Raw genomic sequence first — 18,482 nt, 5'->3', positions numbered from 1 at the left:
AAAACCCCGCAACTGCGGGGTTTTTTGCATTCTGTATCTCAACGGAGGAACCATGCCTGAATTACCTGAGGTAGAAACCAGCCGCCGCGGTATTGAGCCCCATCTGGTCGGCGCGACGATTCTTCACGCGGTGGTCCGCAATGGACGTCTGCGCTGGCCGGTGTCCGATGAGATCCACGCGTTAAGTGACAAACCCGTCCTGAGCGTACAGCGTCGCGCGAAATACCTGCTGCTGGAGCTGCCCGACGGCTGGATTATTATCCACCTGGGGATGTCCGGGAGCCTGCGTATTCTTACCGAAGAACTGCCGGCGGAAAAGCACGACCACGTCGATCTGGTGATGAGTAACGGCAAAGTGCTCCGTTACACCGACCCACGGCGCTTTGGCGCGTGGCTGTGGACGAAGGAGCTTGAAGGGCATAACGTGCTTGCGCATCTGGGCCCCGAGCCGCTCTCAGACGCGTTTAACGCGGAATACCTCAAGGCAAAGTGTGCGAAGAAGAAAAGCCCGATTAAGCCCTGGCTGATGGATAACAAGCTGGTGGTCGGCGTGGGGAATATCTATGCCAGCGAATCGCTGTTTGCAGCCGGGATCCATCCCGATCGGCTGGCCTCTTCGCTGTCGGCGGAGGAGTGCGAGCTACTGGTCCGGGTGATTAAAGCCGTATTGCTGCGCTCGATTGAACAGGGGGGAACAACGCTGAAGGACTTCCTGCAAAGTGACGGCAAGCCGGGCTATTTTGCCCAGGAGCTGCAGGTCTATGGCCGTAAAGGCGAACCGTGCAGAGTCTGCGGCACGCCAGTGATTGCCACGAAGCACGCCCAGCGCGCCACGTTCTACTGCCGTCAGTGCCAGAAATAGGGCTACTTGAGCTTTTCCATCAACGCCTGGTGGACGTTAACCGGCAGGAAATGGGTTACGTCCCCATGATGGCGCGCCACCTCTTTTACCAGCGTGGACGAGATAAACGACCACTCTTTGGAGGGCATCAGGAACACGCTTTCCAGCTCCGGCATCAGGTGGCGGTTCATGTGCGCCAGCTGCATCTCATACTCGAAGTCTGCTACCGCGCGTAAACCTCGGATCAGAATATTGGCCTGCTGAGCGCGGGCGAAGTTAGCCATCAGATCGCTAAACCCGACCACCTCAACATTCGGTAGGTGCGAAATGGCATCGGTGGCGAGCTGCACGCGCTCGTTGAGATCAAACATCGGCTTTTTGCTGGGGCTGGCGGCAATGGCCAGGATCACCTTATCGAACATGCTCGCCGCACGGGTGATGATATCAAGATGACCGTTGGTGATCGGATCGAAGGTACCCGGATAAATCGCTTTTGTGCTCATGGCTCACGTTTTCTCTGAGTAGCCGCGGCAGAGCGCCCACAGCTCGGTGTATTTGTTGAAAGTATACTGGGCATTTACTACCGCGAGTAACCAGCCCTGCTTACCGTCCAGCACGCCACCACGCAGCAGCAGCGTTTTCAGAAACGCGCCCAGCGTATGGGTGAAGATACCCGTCAGCGAGGCCTTCTTGCCGCGCTGGTGACGCTCCTGCGCCCATGCGGTGGCATAGTTAAGCTGTTTACGCTGGAAGCTCGCGAAATCACGGCAGGTCAGGTGCAGCAAATCGCCCGTCAGGGGGATGACCTGGGCGCTATCGCAGCTCAGGGATTCATGAACCAGATTGTCGTTGTACTGATACCGCTCGCGCTCGTAGAGGCGCATCACGCGATCGGGATACCAGCCGCTGTGGCGCATAAAACGGCCAAGGAAGTAGTTGCGGCGGGCAATGCTGTATACGGCGCCAGGCTGGGGCGAAGAAAGCACCGCCTGAATGGCCTGCTGAAGCTCCGGCGTGATGCGCTCGTCAGTGTCGAGCATCAATACATAATCACCGGTGGCATAGCCCTGCGCGCGCTGGCGCTGGATGCCATAGCCTTGCCAGTCCGTATCGGTAAAGACTTTTGCGCCCGCAGCCCGGGCAACGTCTACCGTATCATCCGTACTTCCGGAGTCGAGCACGACAATCTCGTCAGCCCAGGCAACCGACGCCAGGCAGTCCGGAAGCAGGTCGGCGGCGTTTTTGGCGATCATCACGACCGACAGACGCGTTGACATTAGTGGCTCCGCTGAGGCAGATAAGGTTGCAGAAGCTGCAGCAGACGGGTCAGTGCGCCCTGGTTCTGGTGCAGCACTTCGACGGCATGGCGGCCGTACCACAGGCGATAATCTTCGTCAGTCAGAAGGGTCGATACCTCTTTGACCACCGAATCCGCATCGGTCACGGTAATTAAACCATCGGCCTGCTGTAATTTCGCGCAGATGTCTTTGAAGTTAAACGTGTGCGGTCCCATCAGCACCGGAATGGCGTGGGCTGCCGGCTCCAGCGGGTTATGACCGCCGCGCTCGACCAGGCTACCACCGACAAACGCGAGGTCAGCAATGCCGTACAGCAGCATCAGCTCGCCCATCGTATCGCCAATCACCACCTGGGTGCTGCCGGAAGGGATTTCACCGCTGCTGCGCAGCGTGAAGCTGAAGCCGCCTTTCTGGACCATTTCACGGGCATCTTTAAAACGCTCCGGATGGCGAGGCACGAGGATCAGCAGTAAATCAGGGAATTTTTCCAGCAGCTTGCGGTGAGCCTGCAGGATGATCTCTTCTTCGCCATCATGGGTACTGGTTGCAATCCAGACCTGACGACGTGGAGCCCACTGGCGACGCAGCGTGATGGCGCGAGCGGCGAGTTCAGGGGTAACGGAAATATCAAATTTCAGGCTTCCCGTTACCGCAAGCTGGTTGCGTTTCAGGCCCAGAGAGATAAAGCGTGCTGCATCTTCTTCATTCTGCGCGGCAATCAGCGTGATCTTACTGAGCAGGCGGCGCATAAATTTGCCCAGCTTGCCGTAGCCTTTCGCCGAGCGCTCTGACAGGCGCGCGTTGGCAATCACCAGCGGAATTTTACGGGCATGCAGGGCGGAAATCATGTTCGGCCACAGTTCGGTTTCCATCACGATCACCAGCTTCGGGCGCACGGTGTTGAGGAAACGATTCATGGCGCAGGGCAGATCGTAAGGCAGATAAACATGCTGCACGTCTTTACCGAAAGCGGATAACGCGCGCTCCGAGCCGGTTGGCGTCATCGTCGTGACGGTGATTGGCAGTGAAGGGTAGCGGTGACGCAAGGCGCGAACCAGCGGGATCGCCGCCAGCGTTTCACCAACAGAAACAGAATGCAGCAAAATACCGTCCGGTACGACTTTATTGCGGCAGAAGCCATAGCGTTCAGCCCAGCGTTTGCGATACGCAGGCGCTTTCCGGCTACGAAGCAACAGTCTCAGCCACACCAGTGGCTGAATGATGTAGAGCAGAGCGGTATACAACAATTCCAAGCGATTATCCGTTTTTTTTAGTTTCGGCGGGCAAATTCTAAGCATTTAGGCCAGGTAAAGCTATCTCTTATGCCAGATACCGTTTCAAACGGAAATAACGTCTACCCAGCCGCCAGCGCAGACGCGGACTTTTTGCACTTTTCCAGATGAGTTTCCAGATGCCTGTTTCGAAGAATTCTTTAATAATCATTGATTTCTTCTTCTCATCCTTCATGTTGTCGAAGGTGTGAATAATTCCCAGCCCCTCTTTGGCAATTTGCCAGTGGCAGGCAGGGATCCCTTTTACCTTATCCGGGTAACGCTGATTAATGGCGTCGAGCATCTGCAGGATTTTCATGTAGTGACGCGCGGAACGAATCAGCGTGTCGTCATTGTCCGGCATATGGGATACCGATGCAGAGTGAATGTAGTAGTCGTAATAACGTTCACTGGTGTACTGAACCCGCTCTGCCGCGAGCAGCACTTCGGTGGTCCACGGAATATCCTGATGGCGCAGGCCGGGTTCAAAATGGAAGCTGTGTTTACGGATAAAGTCGTGGCGATAGATGTTCAGCCAGGTGACGTGAAGGAATTTGCGAGAATCCAACGCCATTTTTAACCACGCAGGGCCAGCCATGACCCCTGTCGAAGCCAGTTTGTCTTCAGGAAAAATCGGGCGCGAGGGCTTCTTGTTATTCTCCCAGACGTAGTTCCCGTTACAGGTGGCGACATCCAGATCCTGCGTGACGGCCATATCCAGCAGGCGCTGGTACATGCCTGGTTTAAAGACATCATCAATATCCGGGAAAGAGAGATATTGACCCGTCGCAACGGCCAGACCGGTATTACGCGTGATGGATACACCCTGGTTTTGCTGTTCTATGACCTGCATCTGCGGCAGTTCTTCTCGCCATTTCTCGACGATCTCCATCGAGCGGTCAGTAGAGCCGTCATTGACAATGATGACTTCCATGCTGTCGATGCGTTGATTGACAAGGCAGGTAAAGAACTGATCCAGGAAAGCTTCACCGTTATAAACGGCAACCACCACGCTTAACAATGGGGCAGAATTTTGCATAAAAAACCTGATTATTTTTGATTGTCGACCAGAGCAATATATTGCTGGCAAATGGCACTGATACCGAACGACGCGATGGTTGCATCGCCAACGACCGGCGGGGCGGTATAAATATCCGCCAGCGTTTTTGCAAGTGACTCGTCATTTAACTCTGCCAGCCCGCGCGCTAAAGCCCCGGTAAGGATTTCGGCAGGGCCTCCTGGGCAATTTGTACTGACCGGTGGCGTCTGGCAGATAATGGCTTCGACCAGCACATTACCAAAACCTTCGCAGTCAGAACTTAACACTAAAAGGCGTGCCCCTTTAATCCAGGGATAGGGATTGGACTCGAACGGGCGGAAAACCGTTTTGTTTTCAATGCCCAAATCGCGGGCAAGCTGCTTGAGTTTTTGAATTTGAGCGTCAGATCCATTGCCCATCATGACCAGCGTTGTGTCAATTTTACTCAGGGCGAACGCACGTAAGAGACGGTCGTGGCGTTTGTGCTCATGGAAGCGGCCAACATGAATGATGTAATCCTTTCCCTGCATCTCGAAGGGCGCATCCGCCAGACGCTGAATTTCAGGAATATCGAAAGGATTATGGATAACCGCTTTGCGTCGAAGATTGAGTGCCAGCGTCTCGGAAAGATCGTTCAACACGGCGCCTGAGACGGCGACGACGTTGCGGTTTTCGTAGGTATGACGAATTTTAAGATGTTTAAACCAGCGCGAAAGCCCGCTGCGATGGCGAAGATAGGAGAACGAGAACATGCCATGCACGCAGAACCAAACTTTGTTACGTTCAAGGGCGCGGCAGTGCGCCACAATCCGGTCTGTTTTGTGCAGATGAGAGAACACCACATCAAATTTGCCGCTGCGTTCAGCCCGCTCAATAGCTTGATCCAGCAATTGGGCGCGGCGTGGAATTTCCGTCAGCTTTCGCCACGGTTTTTTACATGTGTCCTGAACAACCTGATAATCGATGCCCTCCGGGATGGCGTAGTCGCACACTTTCCGCAGAGAGAATAGAGAGACCTGATGCCCCATATCTATTAATCCGCGGGAGAGTGTAAGAACCGTTTTTTCAGCTCCTCCACCGGGTAAACCATCAATAATCATTAGGATGCGCATTTTTAATCCAGTAATTTTTGATAAAGCGTAATAAGCTGACTTGACAGTTTTTCGGGAGTGGCGTCTTTTACACGTTCACGTGCTGCTCGTCCCATATTGTTATTTTTTTCCAGTGAAGGGATAGCGGCTACCGCTTCCTTCAATGTACTGATATCAAGCGCGTCACAATAAAATCCGTTCTGGCCTTGTTGAATAAACTCTGCACCACCGCAACTCTCTGAAGTAATGACGGGCAAGCCGCAGGCCATCGCTTCAAGAATAACGTTAGGAAAGGGATCATACAGCGTTGGTAACAGTAAACCATCGGATAGCTGATAAAAAGGCAGAGTTTCTTTTTGCACCCCCAGGAAACAGATTTGCCCCTCGCAGCCTAACGAACGGGCGAGGTCGCGATAACGATTTTCTGCTTTATCTTGTCCAACCACAATCAGCCAGGCCGATGTTCCAGCAATAGCGCGTATGGCGCTCGCCAAGCCTTTTCGTTCAAACCCTGATCCTACAAAACAGAACACCACCGCATTGACCGGCAAACCAAATTGTTGGCGCAAAATCGCACGTTGCGTCTCCTGGGCCGGAACGAATCGGCTGGAATCAATAGAATTATAAATCACATGGATTTTATTTGCGTCAATATCAAAGTCTTCAACGATTTCGCGTTTGATCATCTCCGCATTACAAATTACGGCTTTTAACTCAGGTGCCTGATACATGTCCCGTTCCGCACGCATCACGTAGCGGTGATAGCGGTCATACATCAGCATTTGCGCACGCCAGGCAGGTAAAATGCGCGCGCGCTGAAGCAGCCAGCGACGATGCACTCCATCACCCGCGCGATAGATATCACAACCCGGGATGCGCTCATGGCTTTGAACAATATCAAACTGCTGTTGCTGCCACAGCGCGCGCGCGGCTTGTGCAAACCCGCGTTCTCGACTGATGCGGCCCCATTTTTGAGGGTTGCAAATGTGGATATGCCAGTCGTCTTGCTTCTCTCCCTGCCACTCACGCGTGATGACGTTGAGTTCAAGGTTCTGATTGCTCAATGCGGTGAGAGCTCGCGAAACGAAGCGCTCTGCCCCGCCATCAGGGCGATATTTTTGGCGAACAATGGCCAGACGATGGTTTTTCATGACAGATATCTCCTTGCAGCGGAGACGACTCCATCAACAGGAATGGCATCGAGATAGCGTTCTTTCGTTTTAGTATCAATGGCATCCGGATCGGGCAGCGGGCCGTAATCGCCGGCCCAAATCACTTCCCCTTTAACCTGCCACGGTGACCAGAATGTCAGTTTTGATGGACCAAACAATGCCACGCAGGGCGTTTGCAGCGCGGCGGCCATATGCATTGGAACGGAGTCAACGCCAATAAACAGAGAGGCATGATCGATAAGCGAAGCCAGTTGACGCAGCGTCAACTGGCCTGCCAGCGAAACCACGCCGGTTTTGGGTGCGGCAGCGAGAATGCGATCGATCATCGCCAGCTCTTTTTTATCCGGCCCCGCGGTGAGCACAATCGTATGACCATCCTGCTGCAGTGCAGTCATGGTTTGCGCCATCTTGTCTTCGCTCCAGCATTTAAAGAACCAGCGGGACGTCGGCTGGATCACAATATAGCTGTCGCCCACACCCTTCTGCGTCAATCTTTGACGGGCATGATCCCAGTCTTCTTCGGTATAGGCCATGGTTACGGCAGGCTGTGGCGCGATCGGCAATGGTGCCAAAATGGAGAGATTCTGTTCGACCGTATGCAGGGATTTATGGCCGTCGACAGAGACCAGGTCGGTATGACAAAAACGCCAGAACGCACTGTTGCGTTTGTTAAACGCGAATCCGAGGCGAACGGGGGCACCGGTGAAACGGGTAACGATCGCGCTACGCCATTGATCGGCAAGGTTAATCACCAGATGATAATGCTGATTTCTTAACGCACACAACAACTGCCACTCTTTTTGAAGATGCTTTAGCGTGCCCAGCTGTTTCCATTTGCGATCGATTCCATAAATTGTACCGATCGCTGGATGCGCGGCGAGCATATCGCGCGTTTCTTCATACAGCAGGACATCAATCTGCGCCTGCGGCCATTTTTGACGTAACGAATCAATGACGGGAGTGGTCAGCAACATGTCGCCATGATGGCGGAGTTTGATAAGTAAAATGCGTAAATCAGGTGTGTCAGGTAAGTTATTCATCATCATCTTATCGGCGTTGTACTGATGGCAATTCTAATAGACCTGTTAGCGACTTGCACTCTTTCTCCATAATCTCAGTAATTTCCCTGGAAGGGTTTACTCATGCTTTGGAGAGTGCGTAACATAGCGCTAACTTTCCTGTCTTGCGGACTCATTATGAACAAACCAGCGTTTATCATCACAATTGATACTGAGGGCGATAATCTCTGGCAAAATCACCGCGTCATTAAAACGGAAAATGCGCGCTATCTGGCGCGTTTCCAGACGCTTTGCGAGCGTTTCGGCTTTAAGCCCGTGTGGCTGACCAATTATGAGATGGCGATCGAGCCCGTTTTCATCGAATTCGCAAGGGACGCGATCGCCCGCGGTCAGGGGGAGGTGGGAATGCACCTCCACGCATGGAATAGCCCGCCGGAACACGATCTCACGGGAGATGACTGGCGCTGGCAGCCTTATCTGATTGAATTTTCCGATGAGATGATGCGCGAGAAAGTGCTGTTCATGACCCGACTGCTGGAAGAGACCTTCCAGACCAAAATGTTAAGCCACCGTGCCGGACGTTGGGCATTTGACAGTCGCTATGCAAAATTGCTCGTTGAACTGGGTTACCAGGTTGATTGCTCCGTGACGCCACGCGTGAACTGGCGCAATGCGAAAGGCTCCCCGCAGGGTAATGGCGGAACGGATTATCAGCATTTCCCCGACCACGCCTATTTCATGGACTTAGACAATATTTCCCGGGCAGGTAATAGTCCATTACTCGAAGTGCCGATGAGCATTCAGTATAAGCACCCGGCGTGGTTGAACACGTTCAAACAGGGTTACGATCGGCTTCGGGGTAAATACCGTTCCCCGTCCGTCAACTGGCTAAGACCGTCCGGTGGGAATGCGGCGCAAATGATTCAGGTCGCACAGCAATGCCTTTCTCGAGGAAGTGAGTACGTGGAGTTTATGCTTCATTCGTCGGAATTTATGCCAGGCGGAAGTCCTACTTTTAAAGATGAGGCAGCGATAGAAGGGTTGTATCAGGATTTAGAAACGCTCTTTGGCTGGTTATCCGATAAGACGGTAGGGATGACGCTGGCGGAGTTTTATCAATACAAGAAAAAATAATGCCCGCGAGGCGGGCACTATCATTAACGTTGCCTGGTTTGCGAAAAAGGTGTACTCAGCGCAAACACGGTGACAAAGAAAATTAAGGCCTCTGAACTCAATAGTATGACGTCCGTCATGCCGTAGAGTAATAAAAGAAGCAGGGTCGTCAGCAGCAGACCATTTTTGTTTTTTAGTGCGTAAGCGAACATCGATATATAGGCAAAGAGTAATATCGCTAGCCCGGGGATCCCTTGCAGTGAATATTTTTCAATAAACTCATTGTGCAGATGCACTTTGATAAACTCGAGTGCGGCCGCAAGATGTGGATGCCCATTTTTCACATATTGCTGTGTCCATACTTCGCGGTCTTCAACTGATTGCCCTAAAGGATGGGCAAGTCCGTTTTGAATACCCACACTCCACATAGAGAAACGTGCGCCGAGCGAGGTTGCATCATTACCTTTTTGGTAATTTTCAACTTCAATTTGTGTTTGTTGTATCTTTGGTAAAATTAATGGCTTGTAGCTAACGACAACAATGCCCGCCACAATGCATAAGAAAATCAACGTTGATTTAAGGTGTATTCTTCTGAAGTGGTAGAGCGTGAGTATAATCGCCAGGAGTAAATATAATCCCATTGCGGCACGCGTGCCCGTTAGAAGAATGACAAAGTAAGAGATTAAGATAATGAGTCCTGCGGCTACATACAGTTTTATATTTTTTTGTAGATAAAGGCTGTATACAAACGCCAGTGACAGTACAGAGTAAACATAGGCCGACACGGTTGCACGGTTTATGGCCATCTCGATACGCCCCATACCCTGTGATGCTTGCCATAAGCCATAGCCAGTAGCAAGAATAAACCCAGCACCAGAAGCGTATAAGAAATATTTCTGGAAGGATGCTTGATCAATGTAAGACTTAAACCGGTCAAGATAGAATATAAGGATACTCGCCAGAATCAATTTTTTACTTGCACCGAGATAGTCGCTATAAACGTTCAAACCCTCACTATGATACTCATACACCATATACCAGCTAAGATTAAGCAACCCGATTAATAAAATCGGCAATGCGATAGTAAAAGGGCGCACTGTGATCTTTTTATATTCGCAAGCTAAACCGATGATGCTGGCATAAATTGCAATATAGAAAAACTCGCGCTGCTTCCCTGAACTCAGCAGCGCCAGCGCAAGCGAAATAAGGCTCAAAATCAGCGTAAGCTGATAAAGCCGCAGTTTTACTTTTTCCATAATGCCTCAATGACCCTTTTTTTGTAGCTGAAACGTACATCTCTGGAGAAGAAAAAAGAGAAAGAATAAAGAGCGTTTACCCGCTGCTTAACCAGTTTGAGTTGCTGGTCAGTCAGATGCTTGCGGTGGTTACTGTAAATATCAAACCAGTGACAATTCACAAGGTGTCTAAATGATGGCGGAAATGTTTTTTCCATCTGTAGTGTGCATTCAACCAGCATAGCGATTTTACTGGCGTCGAGTCGACTCGACAAACTGTCGCTACGTTTAATGTAATAATAGTGTCCCTGACGCTGATAAACTATTTTACTCGATTGCATCAGCATGCCGGGAAATACGGCGAAATCTTCATAGCAGATCATCGAAGGAATCGGGTTGTTTGCATACAATTTTCGATGCATGAATTGCCCGATGAGATGTGCCTGAAAATCTTTGTGCTGCAGGAACCGCTTTATTGCTTCATGCTGTGACAAAGCAACAGGAGAGAAATCCTGCCAGTCGGCGGTGATTTTCTTAGTGTCGCGAATTTCCAGCAGGCGCGTCAGTAACATATCAGGGTGTTCTTTTTTGAGAAAGGCCACTGCGTCCCTGATGCTGCCTGGTTTCAATCGGTCATCGCTATCCAGCATGGTAATATATTCACCTGAGGCCAGCGAGAGGGCACTGTTTCGAACATGACCTACGTTACGGTACTCAACGTATCGGGATTGGGCATTCGGAAACGCTGGCAGCCATGCTTCAATAATATCCTGCGTTGAGTCATTGGAGCTGTCGTTAAAGATAATGATCTCTACATCGTTGCCCGCACCATCAATTGCGTTTTGCAGGCTTTCCAGGGTTGCGTGAAGCGTATCTTTAGCGTTATGCGCGGCAATAATGATGCTTAGAAAAGCCATAGTAATTATTTTCCCTGAGCATCAAAGGAGTATGCGGTTGCGTTAGTTGTTGATAACTCGCAAATAAAATGTTTGAGGTCACGTAGCGATTCTTCAGTTACAGCGAAGAGTTCTTCTCTGCTCTGTGAGAAGTAATACCGTGTTTCAAAAACGTATGAGCAAATGTTGTCATCATTTCCAATTAGCAATACGTTGCCCAGCGGACGCTGTTCATAGTGGCAACAAGGCCCGAACAATAGGATAACTGGCACCCCAACGGCATCGGCGATGTAAACATTCCCCGAGTCAGAGGCAATATAACAATCCATTTTAGAAATGGCCCACGGCAGCTCTTCAAGCGAGATTTTGCCAATCAGATTAATAAAGTTGGGCAGTTCACCATAAGCGCGGGTGATATCGTCCATCCACGATTGTTCATTTGGGGCGCCAAAAACATAAAATTCGCAAGGCAGGTCAGCGAGACGATCGGCAATTTGCTTCCAGATGACCGGCGGAACGGTTTTCGCTTTATTCCCGGCGGCTACGCTGATGCCAATGCGTATCACGCCGGGTTTATCAAGGATTGCCGGATAGGTTGCGGGTTTGAAAAGTGGCTTTGTGGCGTGCTTTGGCGAGTCTTGCCAGGTTAAGGTGCGATCGGCCAGTTTGAGATAGTTCGTGACCGAAAGAGTCTTCTTACCATGTTCAACAATACCGTCTGCCGTGGCATAGAAAATACCGTGATACCATCTGCGCGTGTAAGTGCTTAAAAACTGTTTGTTTTTAGCATTACACACGGAGGCGAAAAAGAGATTTACGCTGTTAGGTTGCAGGAGATAGACATTGTCATAGCGATTCATGATCCGGCAGGCAAAGACCAGTTTTCGCCACAGGTTACGCTTATGCTGCTCGATGAAAAAAATTTCATCGATCGTCTCATCATGCTTCGCCAGCGCACCCACGCTACGACTGATGAGTACGTCGCTTTTTTGAAGGTATGCCAGAAGGGGCGTTGCATTAACAAAATCGCCGATTTTAGCTGTCTGGATGACCAGGTTTTTACCTGTCTCTTTGCGGAACAGCTTTCGGATAACCTTCACCGGAAAAAGTAAAATCAGCAGAAATACGTAACTCATGCGTTAGATATCCCTGTTGGAAAGCCAACGGCTGCCCTGTAAAAATGAAAAAATAGCATCTGCGCTGATATCCTTCGTTTGCTGGGTCGGGCTGACCATCTGATGCTGGTTCTTACCGTAACCCCCGATCAATCCGGGATCGGTCGGACCAAAAATCGTAATATTCGGACGATCCAGCGCCGCGGTTAAATGGCTTAAACCGGTATCAACGGAAACAACAGCATTCGCCCCCGCCAGCTGTGCAGCAACCTGCGCCAGCGTGAGTTTCGGCAATACCTCGACGTGCGAAAATCCTGCAGCCAGACGCTCTGCACGCCGCCGCTCATGTTCAGCGCCCCAGGGCAGTTTAATATGGATGCCGGTAGGTTGCATTAGTTCAATCAGGCTTCGCCAGTGCGTTTCCGGCCAGTGTTTATCGTCGCGAGTTGTGGCATGCAGGAACACAAGATAAGGCTGAGCACAGGGATCTGTATTGCGCAAAAAGTGCTGTGCAATGGCGTAGTCGCCCTGGGTTTCCGGTTTGGCATAGCCCAGGCTTTTTGCGAAAAGCTCGCGGGTACGTTCGACGGCATGCTGTTGCTTTGCGATGTAGTGGCGGCGGTTATAGAACAGGCTCGCCAGCGGTTCGCGGGCGGTGTGCCAGTCCATGCCGTGCTTTATGCCGCGTGCCAGACGCGTCACCAGCGCAGCGCTTTTCACCAGCCCCTGGGCGTCGATGATAGCGTCGTAATATTGTGCCTGCACCGCCTCACGGAAGGCTTTGCGTTCGGCTTTAATTGGCGCGGAGAACCACGCTTTGCGCCAGCGGCGAATCGCCACCGGGATCACGCGGTCAACCGCTTCATGCCAGGTGGGGATCTGTGCGAAACCTTCTTCCACTACCCAGTCAAAACGAATGCCGGGAATGGCCCGCATGGCGTCCGTCAGTGACGGCAGCGTATGCAGAACATCGCCCATCGAAGAGGTTTTAACGATCAGTACCCGCATTCGTTATCCTTCTTCGCTCAGCAGCAGTTCGTTAAGTTCTTCGAGAACGCGCTCTGGGGTAATGTCGATCAGGCTCTGATGATAGCCTTCTGCGGCATCGCCTTTGCGCACTTTGTGGTAGCCGGTGATCAGGCGAATGACGCGCGCTTTATGAGAAAGCGGGGGCGTGAAGTCCGGGCTACTTGGGCCATACAGCGCCACAAGCGGGCGGTTGAGCGCGGCAGCGACGTGCATCAGGCCAGAATCGTTACTTACTACAGCCTTACAGGCGGCAATCAGAATAACCGCCTGTTCAAGCTGCGTTTCTCCCGCCAGGTTGCGGCACCAGGCCTGCTGTTCATTACTCAGCGTCGCGAGAATTTCGTTGCCTGCCTCGTGGTCCTTTGCCGAGCCGAACAGGACAATCTGGTAGCCTTCGTCAATCAGCTGTTTCGCCAGCTCCGCATAATGATAGTGCGGCCAGCGTTTTGCCGGGCCGAACTCGGCGCCAGGGCAAAAGCCAATCATCGGGCGTTCAGACGAAAGACCAAACGCGTTACAGGTCTGGGATTTTTCACCGTCGTTAACCTGAAGCTGTGGCCAGAGCAGCGGCTGCGGCAGGTCTTTCGCACTGCGCATCACGCCTTTGTCATAGGCCAAAGCCACGTAGCGTTCCACCATCAGCGGCCAGGCCTCTTTATCCAGCACCCGTGCATCGTTCAGCAGGCCGTAGCGCATTTCGCCGCGCCAGCCGGTACGGTGCGGTATCCCCGCAAAAAAGGGCACCAGGGCGGATTTAAAGGAGTTTGGCAGGACATACGCCCGATCGTAGCGCTTCTCGCGCAGGCTATGTCCGAGTTTGCGGCGTTCGCCGATTTCCAGCGCCCCGTGGCCAAGCGGCATCGGGATGGCTTCATTCACTTCCGGCATACGCGACAACAGAGGACGGCACCATGCAGGTGCCATCACGTCGATTATCGCCTGGGGATAGCGCGCCTTGAGCGTGCGATAGAGACTTTGCGACATCATCATGTCGCCCACCCATGACGGGCCGATCACCAGAATCTTCATACTTACGCGTCGCGGTTCAGCCAGGCCATATATTCCGTTACGCCTTCGGCAACGGTCTTGAACGGCTTGTCATAACCCGCTGCGCGCAGGTTAGTCAGATCGGCCTGCGTGAATGCCTGATAACGGCCTTTCAGCTTGTCAGGGAACGGAATGTACTCAATGCTGCCTTTTTTGTGATACGCCAGCGTGGCGTCAGCCACTGCCTGGAAGGACTCCGCGCGGCCGGTCCCCAGGTTGAAGATGCCGGATACGCCGTTTTCCCAGAACCACAGGTTCACTGCGGCAACGTCGCCTACGTAGACGAAATCACGCTTAAAGCCGTCACTGCCTTCGAACAGTTTCGGACTTTCACCGTTATTCAGCTGGGTGTTCAGGTGGAACGCTACGCTTGCCATACTGCCTTTGTGGCCTTCGCGCGGTCCGTAGACGTTGAAGTAACGGAAGCCTACGATCTGCGAGTTCGCTTCCGGCAGAACCTGACGCACGTACTCGTCGAACAGAAACTTAGAATAACCGTAGACGTTCAGCGGCTGTTCATACTCGCGGGACTCGATGAAGTCCGAGGTGCGGCCGCCGTAGGTTGCAGCAGAGGAGGCGTACAGGAACGGAATTTCACGCTCCAGGCAGTAGTGCAGGATCTCTTTGGAGTACTGATAGTTGTTGTCCATCATGTACTTACCGTCCCACTCGGTGGTGGAAGAACATGCACCTTCGTGGAAGATGGCTTCGATCTCGCCGAACTCTTCGCCTGCCATAATCTGGATAAGGAAGTCTTCTTTATCCATGTAGTCAGCGATGTTCAGATCCACCAGGTTGACGAACTTGGTGCCGTCTTTCAGGTTGTCAACCACCAGGATGTCGGTGATGCCTTTGTCATTGAGGGCCTTAACAATATTGCTGCCGATAAAGCCCGCGCCGCCGGTAACGATGATCATAACTGTAACCTTTGAAGTGTGGAGCCCGGGGACAATCCCGGACGCTAATGTCTCTATCATATCATTAGTATGGCTGCCCTTCAGCCATTCACCTTCACAGCGCAGGGGTACGCGTGATTTATGCTGCAAAAACGACAAGAGATGACGTGTCATCTCGTCATGAACTATAGGTTTGGGTAATATGTCCCGAAATTTGCCGAGTCTGGAGAATTGCAATGCGTGGTGATTTTTACAAACAGTTAAACAGCGACCTCGACACCGCACGTGCGGAAGGGTTGTTCAAGGAAGAGCGTATTATCACGTCTGCCCAGCAGGCGGACATCACCGTTGCCGACGGCAGCCATGTGATCAACTTTTGTGCGAACAACTACTTAGGTCTCGCAAATCACCCTGAGCTGATTGCCGCTGCAAAAAACGGCATGGACACCCACGGTTTCGGCATGGCCTCCGTACGCTTTATCTGCGGTACGCAGGACAGCCACAAGCAGCTTGAGCAAAAGCTGGCGAGCTTCCTCGGAATGGAAGACGCGATTCTTTACTCCTCCTGCTTTGACGCCAACGGCGGTCTGTTTGAGACCCTGCTCGGTGCAGAAGATGCGATTATCTCCGACGCCCTGAACCACGCTTCCATCATCGACGGCGTACGCCTGTGTAAAGCGAAGCGTTTCCGCTACGCCAACAACGATATGGTTGAGCTGGAAGCGCGCCTGAAAGAGGCTCGTGAAGCGGGTGCTCGCCACGTGCTGATCGCCACCGACGGCGTGTTCTCCATGGACGGCGTGATCGCCAACCTGAAGGGCGTGTGCGACCTGGCGGATAAATACGACGCGCTGGTGATGGTCGATGACTCTCACGCGGTCGGTTTTGTCGGCAAAAACGGCCGCGGTTCCCACGAATACTGTGACGTGATGGGCCGCGTGGACATCATCACCGGCACGCTGGGCAAAGCGCTCGGCGGCGCGTCCGGCGGCTATACCGCCGCGCGTAAAGAGGTGGTTGAGTGGCTGCGTCAGCGCTCCCGTCCGTATCTGTTCTCCAACTCCCTGGCGCCGGCGATTGTTGCCGCCTCCATTAAAGTGCTGGAGATGGTGGAGTCCGGCGCTGAGCTGCGCGACCGCCTGTGGTCCAACGCCCGTCTGTTCCGTGAAAAAATGAGCGCCGCAGGGTTTACCCTGGCCGGTGCCGACCATGCGATCATTCCGGTGATGCTCGGCGATGCGGTCGTCGCGCAGCAATTTGCCCGCGAACTGCAGAAAGAAGGGATTTACGTCACCGGGTTCTTCTTCCCGGTGGTGCCAAAAGGTCAGGCGCGTATCCGCACCCAGATGTCTGCGGCGCATACGCCTGAACAAATTGAACGTGCGGTAGAAGCCTTTACCCGCATTGGTAAACAGCTGGGCGTAATTGCCTGAGGACGTGTGATGAAAGCGTTATCCAAACTGAAAGCGGAAGAAGGGATTTGGATGACCGACGTGCCGGAGCCGGAAGTCGGTCATAACGATCTGCTGATCAAAATTCGTAAAACGGCTATCTGCGGTACTGACGTTCACATCTATAACTGGGACCAGTGGTCGCAGAAAACCATCCCGGTACCGATGGTTGTCGGTCACGAATATGTCGGCGAAGTGGTGGGTATCGGCCAGGAAGTAAAAGGCTTCAAAATTGGCGACCGCGTCTCCGGTGAAGGCCATATTACCTGCGGCCACTGCCGTAACTGCCGCGGCGGGCGTACTCACCTGTGCCGTAATACCATCGGCGTGGGCGTGAACCGTCCGGGCTGCTTCGCGGAATATCTGGTGATCCCGGCCTTTAACGCGTTCAAAATCCCGGACAATATTTCTGACGATCTGGCCTCCATTTTCGACCCGTTCGGCAATGCGGTGCACACGGCGCTCTCCTTCGACCTGGTTGGTGAAGACGTGCTGGTCTCCGGCGCGGGCCCAATTGGCATTATGGCGGCAGCCGTGGCGAAGCACGTGGGTGCGCGCAACGTTGTGATCACCGATGTGAACGAATACCGTCTGTCGCTGGCGCGCAAAATGGGCGTCACCCGTGCGGTGGATGTCTCGAAAGAGAGCCTGAGCGACGTGATGGAAGAGCTGGGCATGACCGAAGGCTTTGACGTGGGTCTGGAGATGTCCGGCGCGCCACCGGCGTTTCGCACCATGCTCGACACCATGAACCACGGTGGCCGTATTGCGATGCTGGGTATTCCGCCATCGGATATGTCCATCGACTGGAACAAGGTCATCTTCAAGGGACTGTTCATTAAGGGCATCTATGGCCGCGAAATGTTCGAGACCTGGTACAAGATGGCGGCGCTGATCCAGTCCGGTCTGGATCTGTCCCCGATTATCACTCACCGTTTCTCCATCGATGAGTTCCAGCAGGGCTTTGACGCGATGCGTTCCGGCCAGTCAGGGAAAGTGATCCTGAGCTGGGATAAGTAATCAAAAAGGGGCCTGAGGCCCCTTTTTTTATTGATTCTTTTTCTCTTCGTCCGTCAGGTAGCGCACCTTGCGGGTGTAGTCCTGACCTTTGAACAGCAGTTTGTTATCCGGTGATTCAAGATATTTTTGCCATTCTGAGAGAGGGAAACCGCCGTGCGCGCCAATCACCTCTTTCGGAACTACGGCTTCCTGCCCGCCGATCTTCTTGGAGACCGGCCAGTTCATCCAGTCACCCAGGTTAACCGTTTTTAAATCCAGCATGTCCAGCAGCGCGGCGAGCGGCAGCTGATCGGTCGGCGGCTGCGTGTCGTCCATCAGTTCCCAGGTATCCTGGAACAGCGTCAGCCACAGCGGGCAGATACGGCGCCAGGTTTTTTTAGTTGCCGCAAGAAACGCGCCGTTAACGTGATCGACCAGATAAGGGCGCACCGTCTCCTTGTAATACGCCGGCACTTTCTCCGCAGGCGCACCGTCCAGCTTGGCAATCATTTTACCCTGACGGAAGCTGGAGTAGATGTGCATATCGGCCATGTTGATCTCTGGCATCTTCAGCAGATTGAGATCGGAATCGATCATCAATATCCCTTCACCGCGAGCCTGTAGCGGGGCGTTAAGCTTCACCAGACGGCTGAGGTAGATCTGCTTATAGCGGTAACTTTCCTCACGAACGGGAAGGTTAAGCGTCACTACGCGGGTTTTAGGCGGCAGTATCCCAAAGGCGGATTCGGGTTGATCGCTGACGATGACGATTTCGCTCACCCCGGTGGCATAACGTTCCGCGAAGGTGGCAGAGAGTAATGCTTCTTCGACGAAATCTGCGCCGGTACACGGAATCACAATAGAGTCCACCGCAGCAAGCGCGCCCGTCACGGGAAGAGAGCTGTAAGGAATGTTGTGTCGCCCGGTGATATGACGATAGCGAGCATTAAGAAATTTAAACATAGTTATC

At 52.8% G+C, this 18,482-nt stretch carries 18 protein-coding genes; 4 read left to right on the top strand and 14 right to left on the bottom strand.

Annotated elements, in window-relative coordinates:
- Positions 1-52 precede the first annotated feature (52 nt).
- The gene (gene mutM / locus ACWYRJ_RS06130) at positions 53-862 is read left to right on the top strand and encodes a bifunctional DNA-formamidopyrimidine glycosylase/DNA-(apurinic or apyrimidinic site) lyase (RefSeq protein ID WP_223580875.1); all 810 of its coding nucleotides are present in this window, start codon (positions 53-55) and stop codon (positions 860-862) included.
- Between the two features lie 2 nt (positions 863-864).
- Here the strand turns inward: mutM and coaD are convergent, their stop codons facing one another.
- The 7 genes from coaD to rfaQ form a co-directional block, all read right to left on the bottom strand.
- Complete coding sequence (gene coaD, locus ACWYRJ_RS06125) at positions 865-1,344, bottom strand: pantetheine-phosphate adenylyltransferase (RefSeq protein WP_111964298.1); 480 nt, start codon at positions 1,342-1,344, stop codon at positions 865-867.
- Positions 1,345-1,347: 3 nt separating this feature from the next.
- Positions 1,348-2,118 carry a glycosyltransferase family 2 protein gene (locus tag ACWYRJ_RS06120; protein ID WP_149367273.1) on the bottom strand — a complete coding sequence of 257 codons (771 nt, stop codon included), beginning with the start codon at positions 2,116-2,118 and terminating at the stop codon, positions 1,348-1,350.
- Positions 2,118-3,392, bottom strand: a complete 1,275-nt coding sequence (gene waaA, locus ACWYRJ_RS06115) for a lipid IV(A) 3-deoxy-D-manno-octulosonic acid transferase (protein ID WP_029740803.1) — start codon at positions 3,390-3,392, stop codon at positions 2,118-2,120. Before waaA ends, ACWYRJ_RS06120 begins: the two co-directional genes overlap by 1 nt.
- A 67-nt stretch (positions 3,393-3,459) precedes the next feature.
- A complete protein-coding gene (locus tag ACWYRJ_RS06110; RefSeq protein WP_455507573.1) occupies positions 3,460-4,449 on the bottom strand; it encodes a glycosyltransferase in 990 nt (329 codons plus the stop codon).
- A gap of 11 nt (positions 4,450-4,460) precedes the next feature.
- On the bottom strand, positions 4,461-5,561 hold the full coding sequence (locus ACWYRJ_RS06105) for a glycosyltransferase (RefSeq protein ID WP_223580886.1): 1,101 nt from the start codon (positions 5,559-5,561) through the stop codon (positions 4,461-4,463).
- Between the two features lie 2 nt (positions 5,562-5,563).
- Positions 5,564-6,691 carry a glycosyltransferase family 4 protein gene (locus ACWYRJ_RS06100; protein ID WP_455507572.1) on the bottom strand — a complete coding sequence of 376 codons (1,128 nt, stop codon included), beginning with the start codon at positions 6,689-6,691 and terminating at the stop codon, positions 5,564-5,566.
- Positions 6,688-7,758: a putative lipopolysaccharide heptosyltransferase III gene (rfaQ, locus tag ACWYRJ_RS06095; protein WP_455507571.1), complete on the bottom strand. Its 1,071-nt coding sequence runs from the start codon at positions 7,756-7,758 to the stop codon at positions 6,688-6,690. Before rfaQ ends, ACWYRJ_RS06100 begins: the two co-directional genes overlap by 4 nt.
- A gap of 150 nt (positions 7,759-7,908) precedes the next feature.
- Between rfaQ and ACWYRJ_RS06090 the strand changes: the two genes are divergently transcribed.
- A complete protein-coding gene (locus ACWYRJ_RS06090) occupies positions 7,909-8,865 on the top strand; it encodes a polysaccharide deacetylase family protein (RefSeq protein WP_115876706.1) in 957 nt (318 codons plus the stop codon).
- A gap of 23 nt (positions 8,866-8,888) precedes the next feature.
- On the opposite strand, the gene ACWYRJ_RS06085 is transcribed toward ACWYRJ_RS06090, so the two are convergent.
- The 6 genes from ACWYRJ_RS06085 to rfaD are packed head-to-tail and all read right to left on the bottom strand — an operon-like array spanning position 8,889 to position 15,083.
- Complete coding sequence (locus tag ACWYRJ_RS06085; protein WP_111964304.1) at positions 8,889-10,100, bottom strand: O-antigen ligase family protein; 1,212 nt, start codon at positions 10,098-10,100, stop codon at positions 8,889-8,891.
- A complete protein-coding gene (locus tag ACWYRJ_RS06080) occupies positions 10,088-10,996 on the bottom strand; it encodes a glycosyltransferase family 2 protein (protein ID WP_249576491.1) in 909 nt (302 codons plus the stop codon). Before ACWYRJ_RS06080 ends, ACWYRJ_RS06085 begins: the two co-directional genes overlap by 13 nt.
- 5 nt (positions 10,997-11,001) lie before the next feature.
- Entirely contained in the window at positions 11,002-12,111 is a 1,110-nt protein-coding gene (locus ACWYRJ_RS06075) for a glycosyltransferase family 9 protein (RefSeq protein WP_149367268.1), read from the bottom strand.
- A 3-nt stretch (positions 12,112-12,114) separates the two neighbouring features.
- Positions 12,115-13,098 (bottom strand): lipopolysaccharide heptosyltransferase RfaC, encoded by a 984-nt coding sequence (gene rfaC / locus ACWYRJ_RS06070; protein WP_455507570.1) that lies wholly within the window; start codon positions 13,096-13,098, stop codon positions 12,115-12,117.
- A 3-nt stretch (positions 13,099-13,101) separates the two neighbouring features.
- Positions 13,102-14,148: an ADP-heptose--LPS heptosyltransferase RfaF gene (rfaF, locus tag ACWYRJ_RS06065; protein WP_032661897.1), complete on the bottom strand. Its 1,047-nt coding sequence runs from the start codon at positions 14,146-14,148 to the stop codon at positions 13,102-13,104.
- Positions 14,149-14,150: 2 nt separating this feature from the next.
- Positions 14,151-15,083 (bottom strand): ADP-glyceromanno-heptose 6-epimerase, encoded by a 933-nt coding sequence (gene rfaD, locus ACWYRJ_RS06060; RefSeq protein WP_008502707.1) that lies wholly within the window; start codon positions 15,081-15,083, stop codon positions 14,151-14,153.
- A 215-nt stretch (positions 15,084-15,298) separates the two neighbouring features.
- Between rfaD and kbl the strand changes: the two genes are divergently transcribed.
- Together kbl and tdh are read left to right on the top strand one after the other, a co-directional pair.
- Positions 15,299-16,495, top strand: coding sequence for a glycine C-acetyltransferase (kbl, locus tag ACWYRJ_RS06055; protein ID WP_115876700.1), 1,197 nt, complete (start codon positions 15,299-15,301; stop codon positions 16,493-16,495).
- 9 nt (positions 16,496-16,504) lie between these two features.
- Positions 16,505-17,533, top strand: coding sequence for an L-threonine 3-dehydrogenase (gene tdh / locus ACWYRJ_RS06050; RefSeq protein WP_111964308.1), 1,029 nt, complete (start codon positions 16,505-16,507; stop codon positions 17,531-17,533).
- A gap of 27 nt (positions 17,534-17,560) precedes the next feature.
- On the opposite strand, the gene ACWYRJ_RS06045 is transcribed toward tdh, so the two are convergent.
- Positions 17,561-18,475: a hypothetical protein gene (locus ACWYRJ_RS06045; RefSeq protein ID WP_111964309.1), complete on the bottom strand. Its 915-nt coding sequence runs from the start codon at positions 18,473-18,475 to the stop codon at positions 17,561-17,563.
- Positions 18,476-18,482 lie beyond the last annotated feature (7 nt).

It is taken from the genome of Enterobacter sp., from assembly GCF_977039595.1.
This window is presented reverse-complemented; position numbering and strand designations above follow the sequence as displayed.

Coding starts and splice junctions, on each gene's coding strand:
- rfaQ (WP_455507571.1), bottom strand. CDS start 7,758: ATGATGATGAATAACTTACCTGACACACCTGATTTACGCATTTTACTT.
- ACWYRJ_RS06080 (WP_249576491.1), bottom strand. CDS start 10,996: ATGGCTTTTCTAAGCATCATTATTGCCGCGCATAACGCTAAAGATACG.
- ACWYRJ_RS06110 (WP_455507573.1), bottom strand. CDS start 4,449: ATGCAAAATTCTGCCCCATTGTTAAGCGTGGTGGTTGCCGTTTATAAC.
- rfaC (WP_455507570.1), bottom strand. CDS start 13,098: ATGCGGGTACTGATCGTTAAAACCTCTTCGATGGGCGATGTTCTGCAT.
- tdh (WP_111964308.1), top strand. CDS start 16,505: ATGAAAGCGTTATCCAAACTGAAAGCGGAAGAAGGGATTTGGATGACC.
- ACWYRJ_RS06100 (WP_455507572.1), bottom strand. CDS start 6,691: ATGAAAAACCATCGTCTGGCCATTGTTCGCCAAAAATATCGCCCTGAT.
- ACWYRJ_RS06090 (WP_115876706.1), top strand. CDS start 7,909: ATGAACAAACCAGCGTTTATCATCACAATTGATACTGAGGGCGATAAT.
- mutM (WP_223580875.1), top strand. CDS start 53: ATGCCTGAATTACCTGAGGTAGAAACCAGCCGCCGCGGTATTGAGCCC.
- kbl (WP_115876700.1), top strand. CDS start 15,299: ATGCGTGGTGATTTTTACAAACAGTTAAACAGCGACCTCGACACCGCA.
- coaD (WP_111964298.1), bottom strand. CDS start 1,344: ATGAGCACAAAAGCGATTTATCCGGGTACCTTCGATCCGATCACCAAC.
- rfaD (WP_008502707.1), bottom strand. CDS start 15,083: ATGATCATCGTTACCGGCGGCGCGGGCTTTATCGGCAGCAATATTGTT.
- ACWYRJ_RS06085 (WP_111964304.1), bottom strand. CDS start 10,100: ATGGAAAAAGTAAAACTGCGGCTTTATCAGCTTACGCTGATTTTGAGC.
- ACWYRJ_RS06045 (WP_111964309.1), bottom strand. CDS start 18,475: ATGTTTAAATTTCTTAATGCTCGCTATCGTCATATCACCGGGCGACAC.
- rfaF (WP_032661897.1), bottom strand. CDS start 14,148: ATGAAGATTCTGGTGATCGGCCCGTCATGGGTGGGCGACATGATGATG.
- ACWYRJ_RS06075 (WP_149367268.1), bottom strand. CDS start 12,111: ATGAGTTACGTATTTCTGCTGATTTTACTTTTTCCGGTGAAGGTTATC.
- ACWYRJ_RS06105 (WP_223580886.1), bottom strand. CDS start 5,561: ATGCGCATCCTAATGATTATTGATGGTTTACCCGGTGGAGGAGCTGAA.
- ACWYRJ_RS06120 (WP_149367273.1), bottom strand. CDS start 2,118: ATGTCAACGCGTCTGTCGGTCGTGATGATCGCCAAAAACGCCGCCGAC.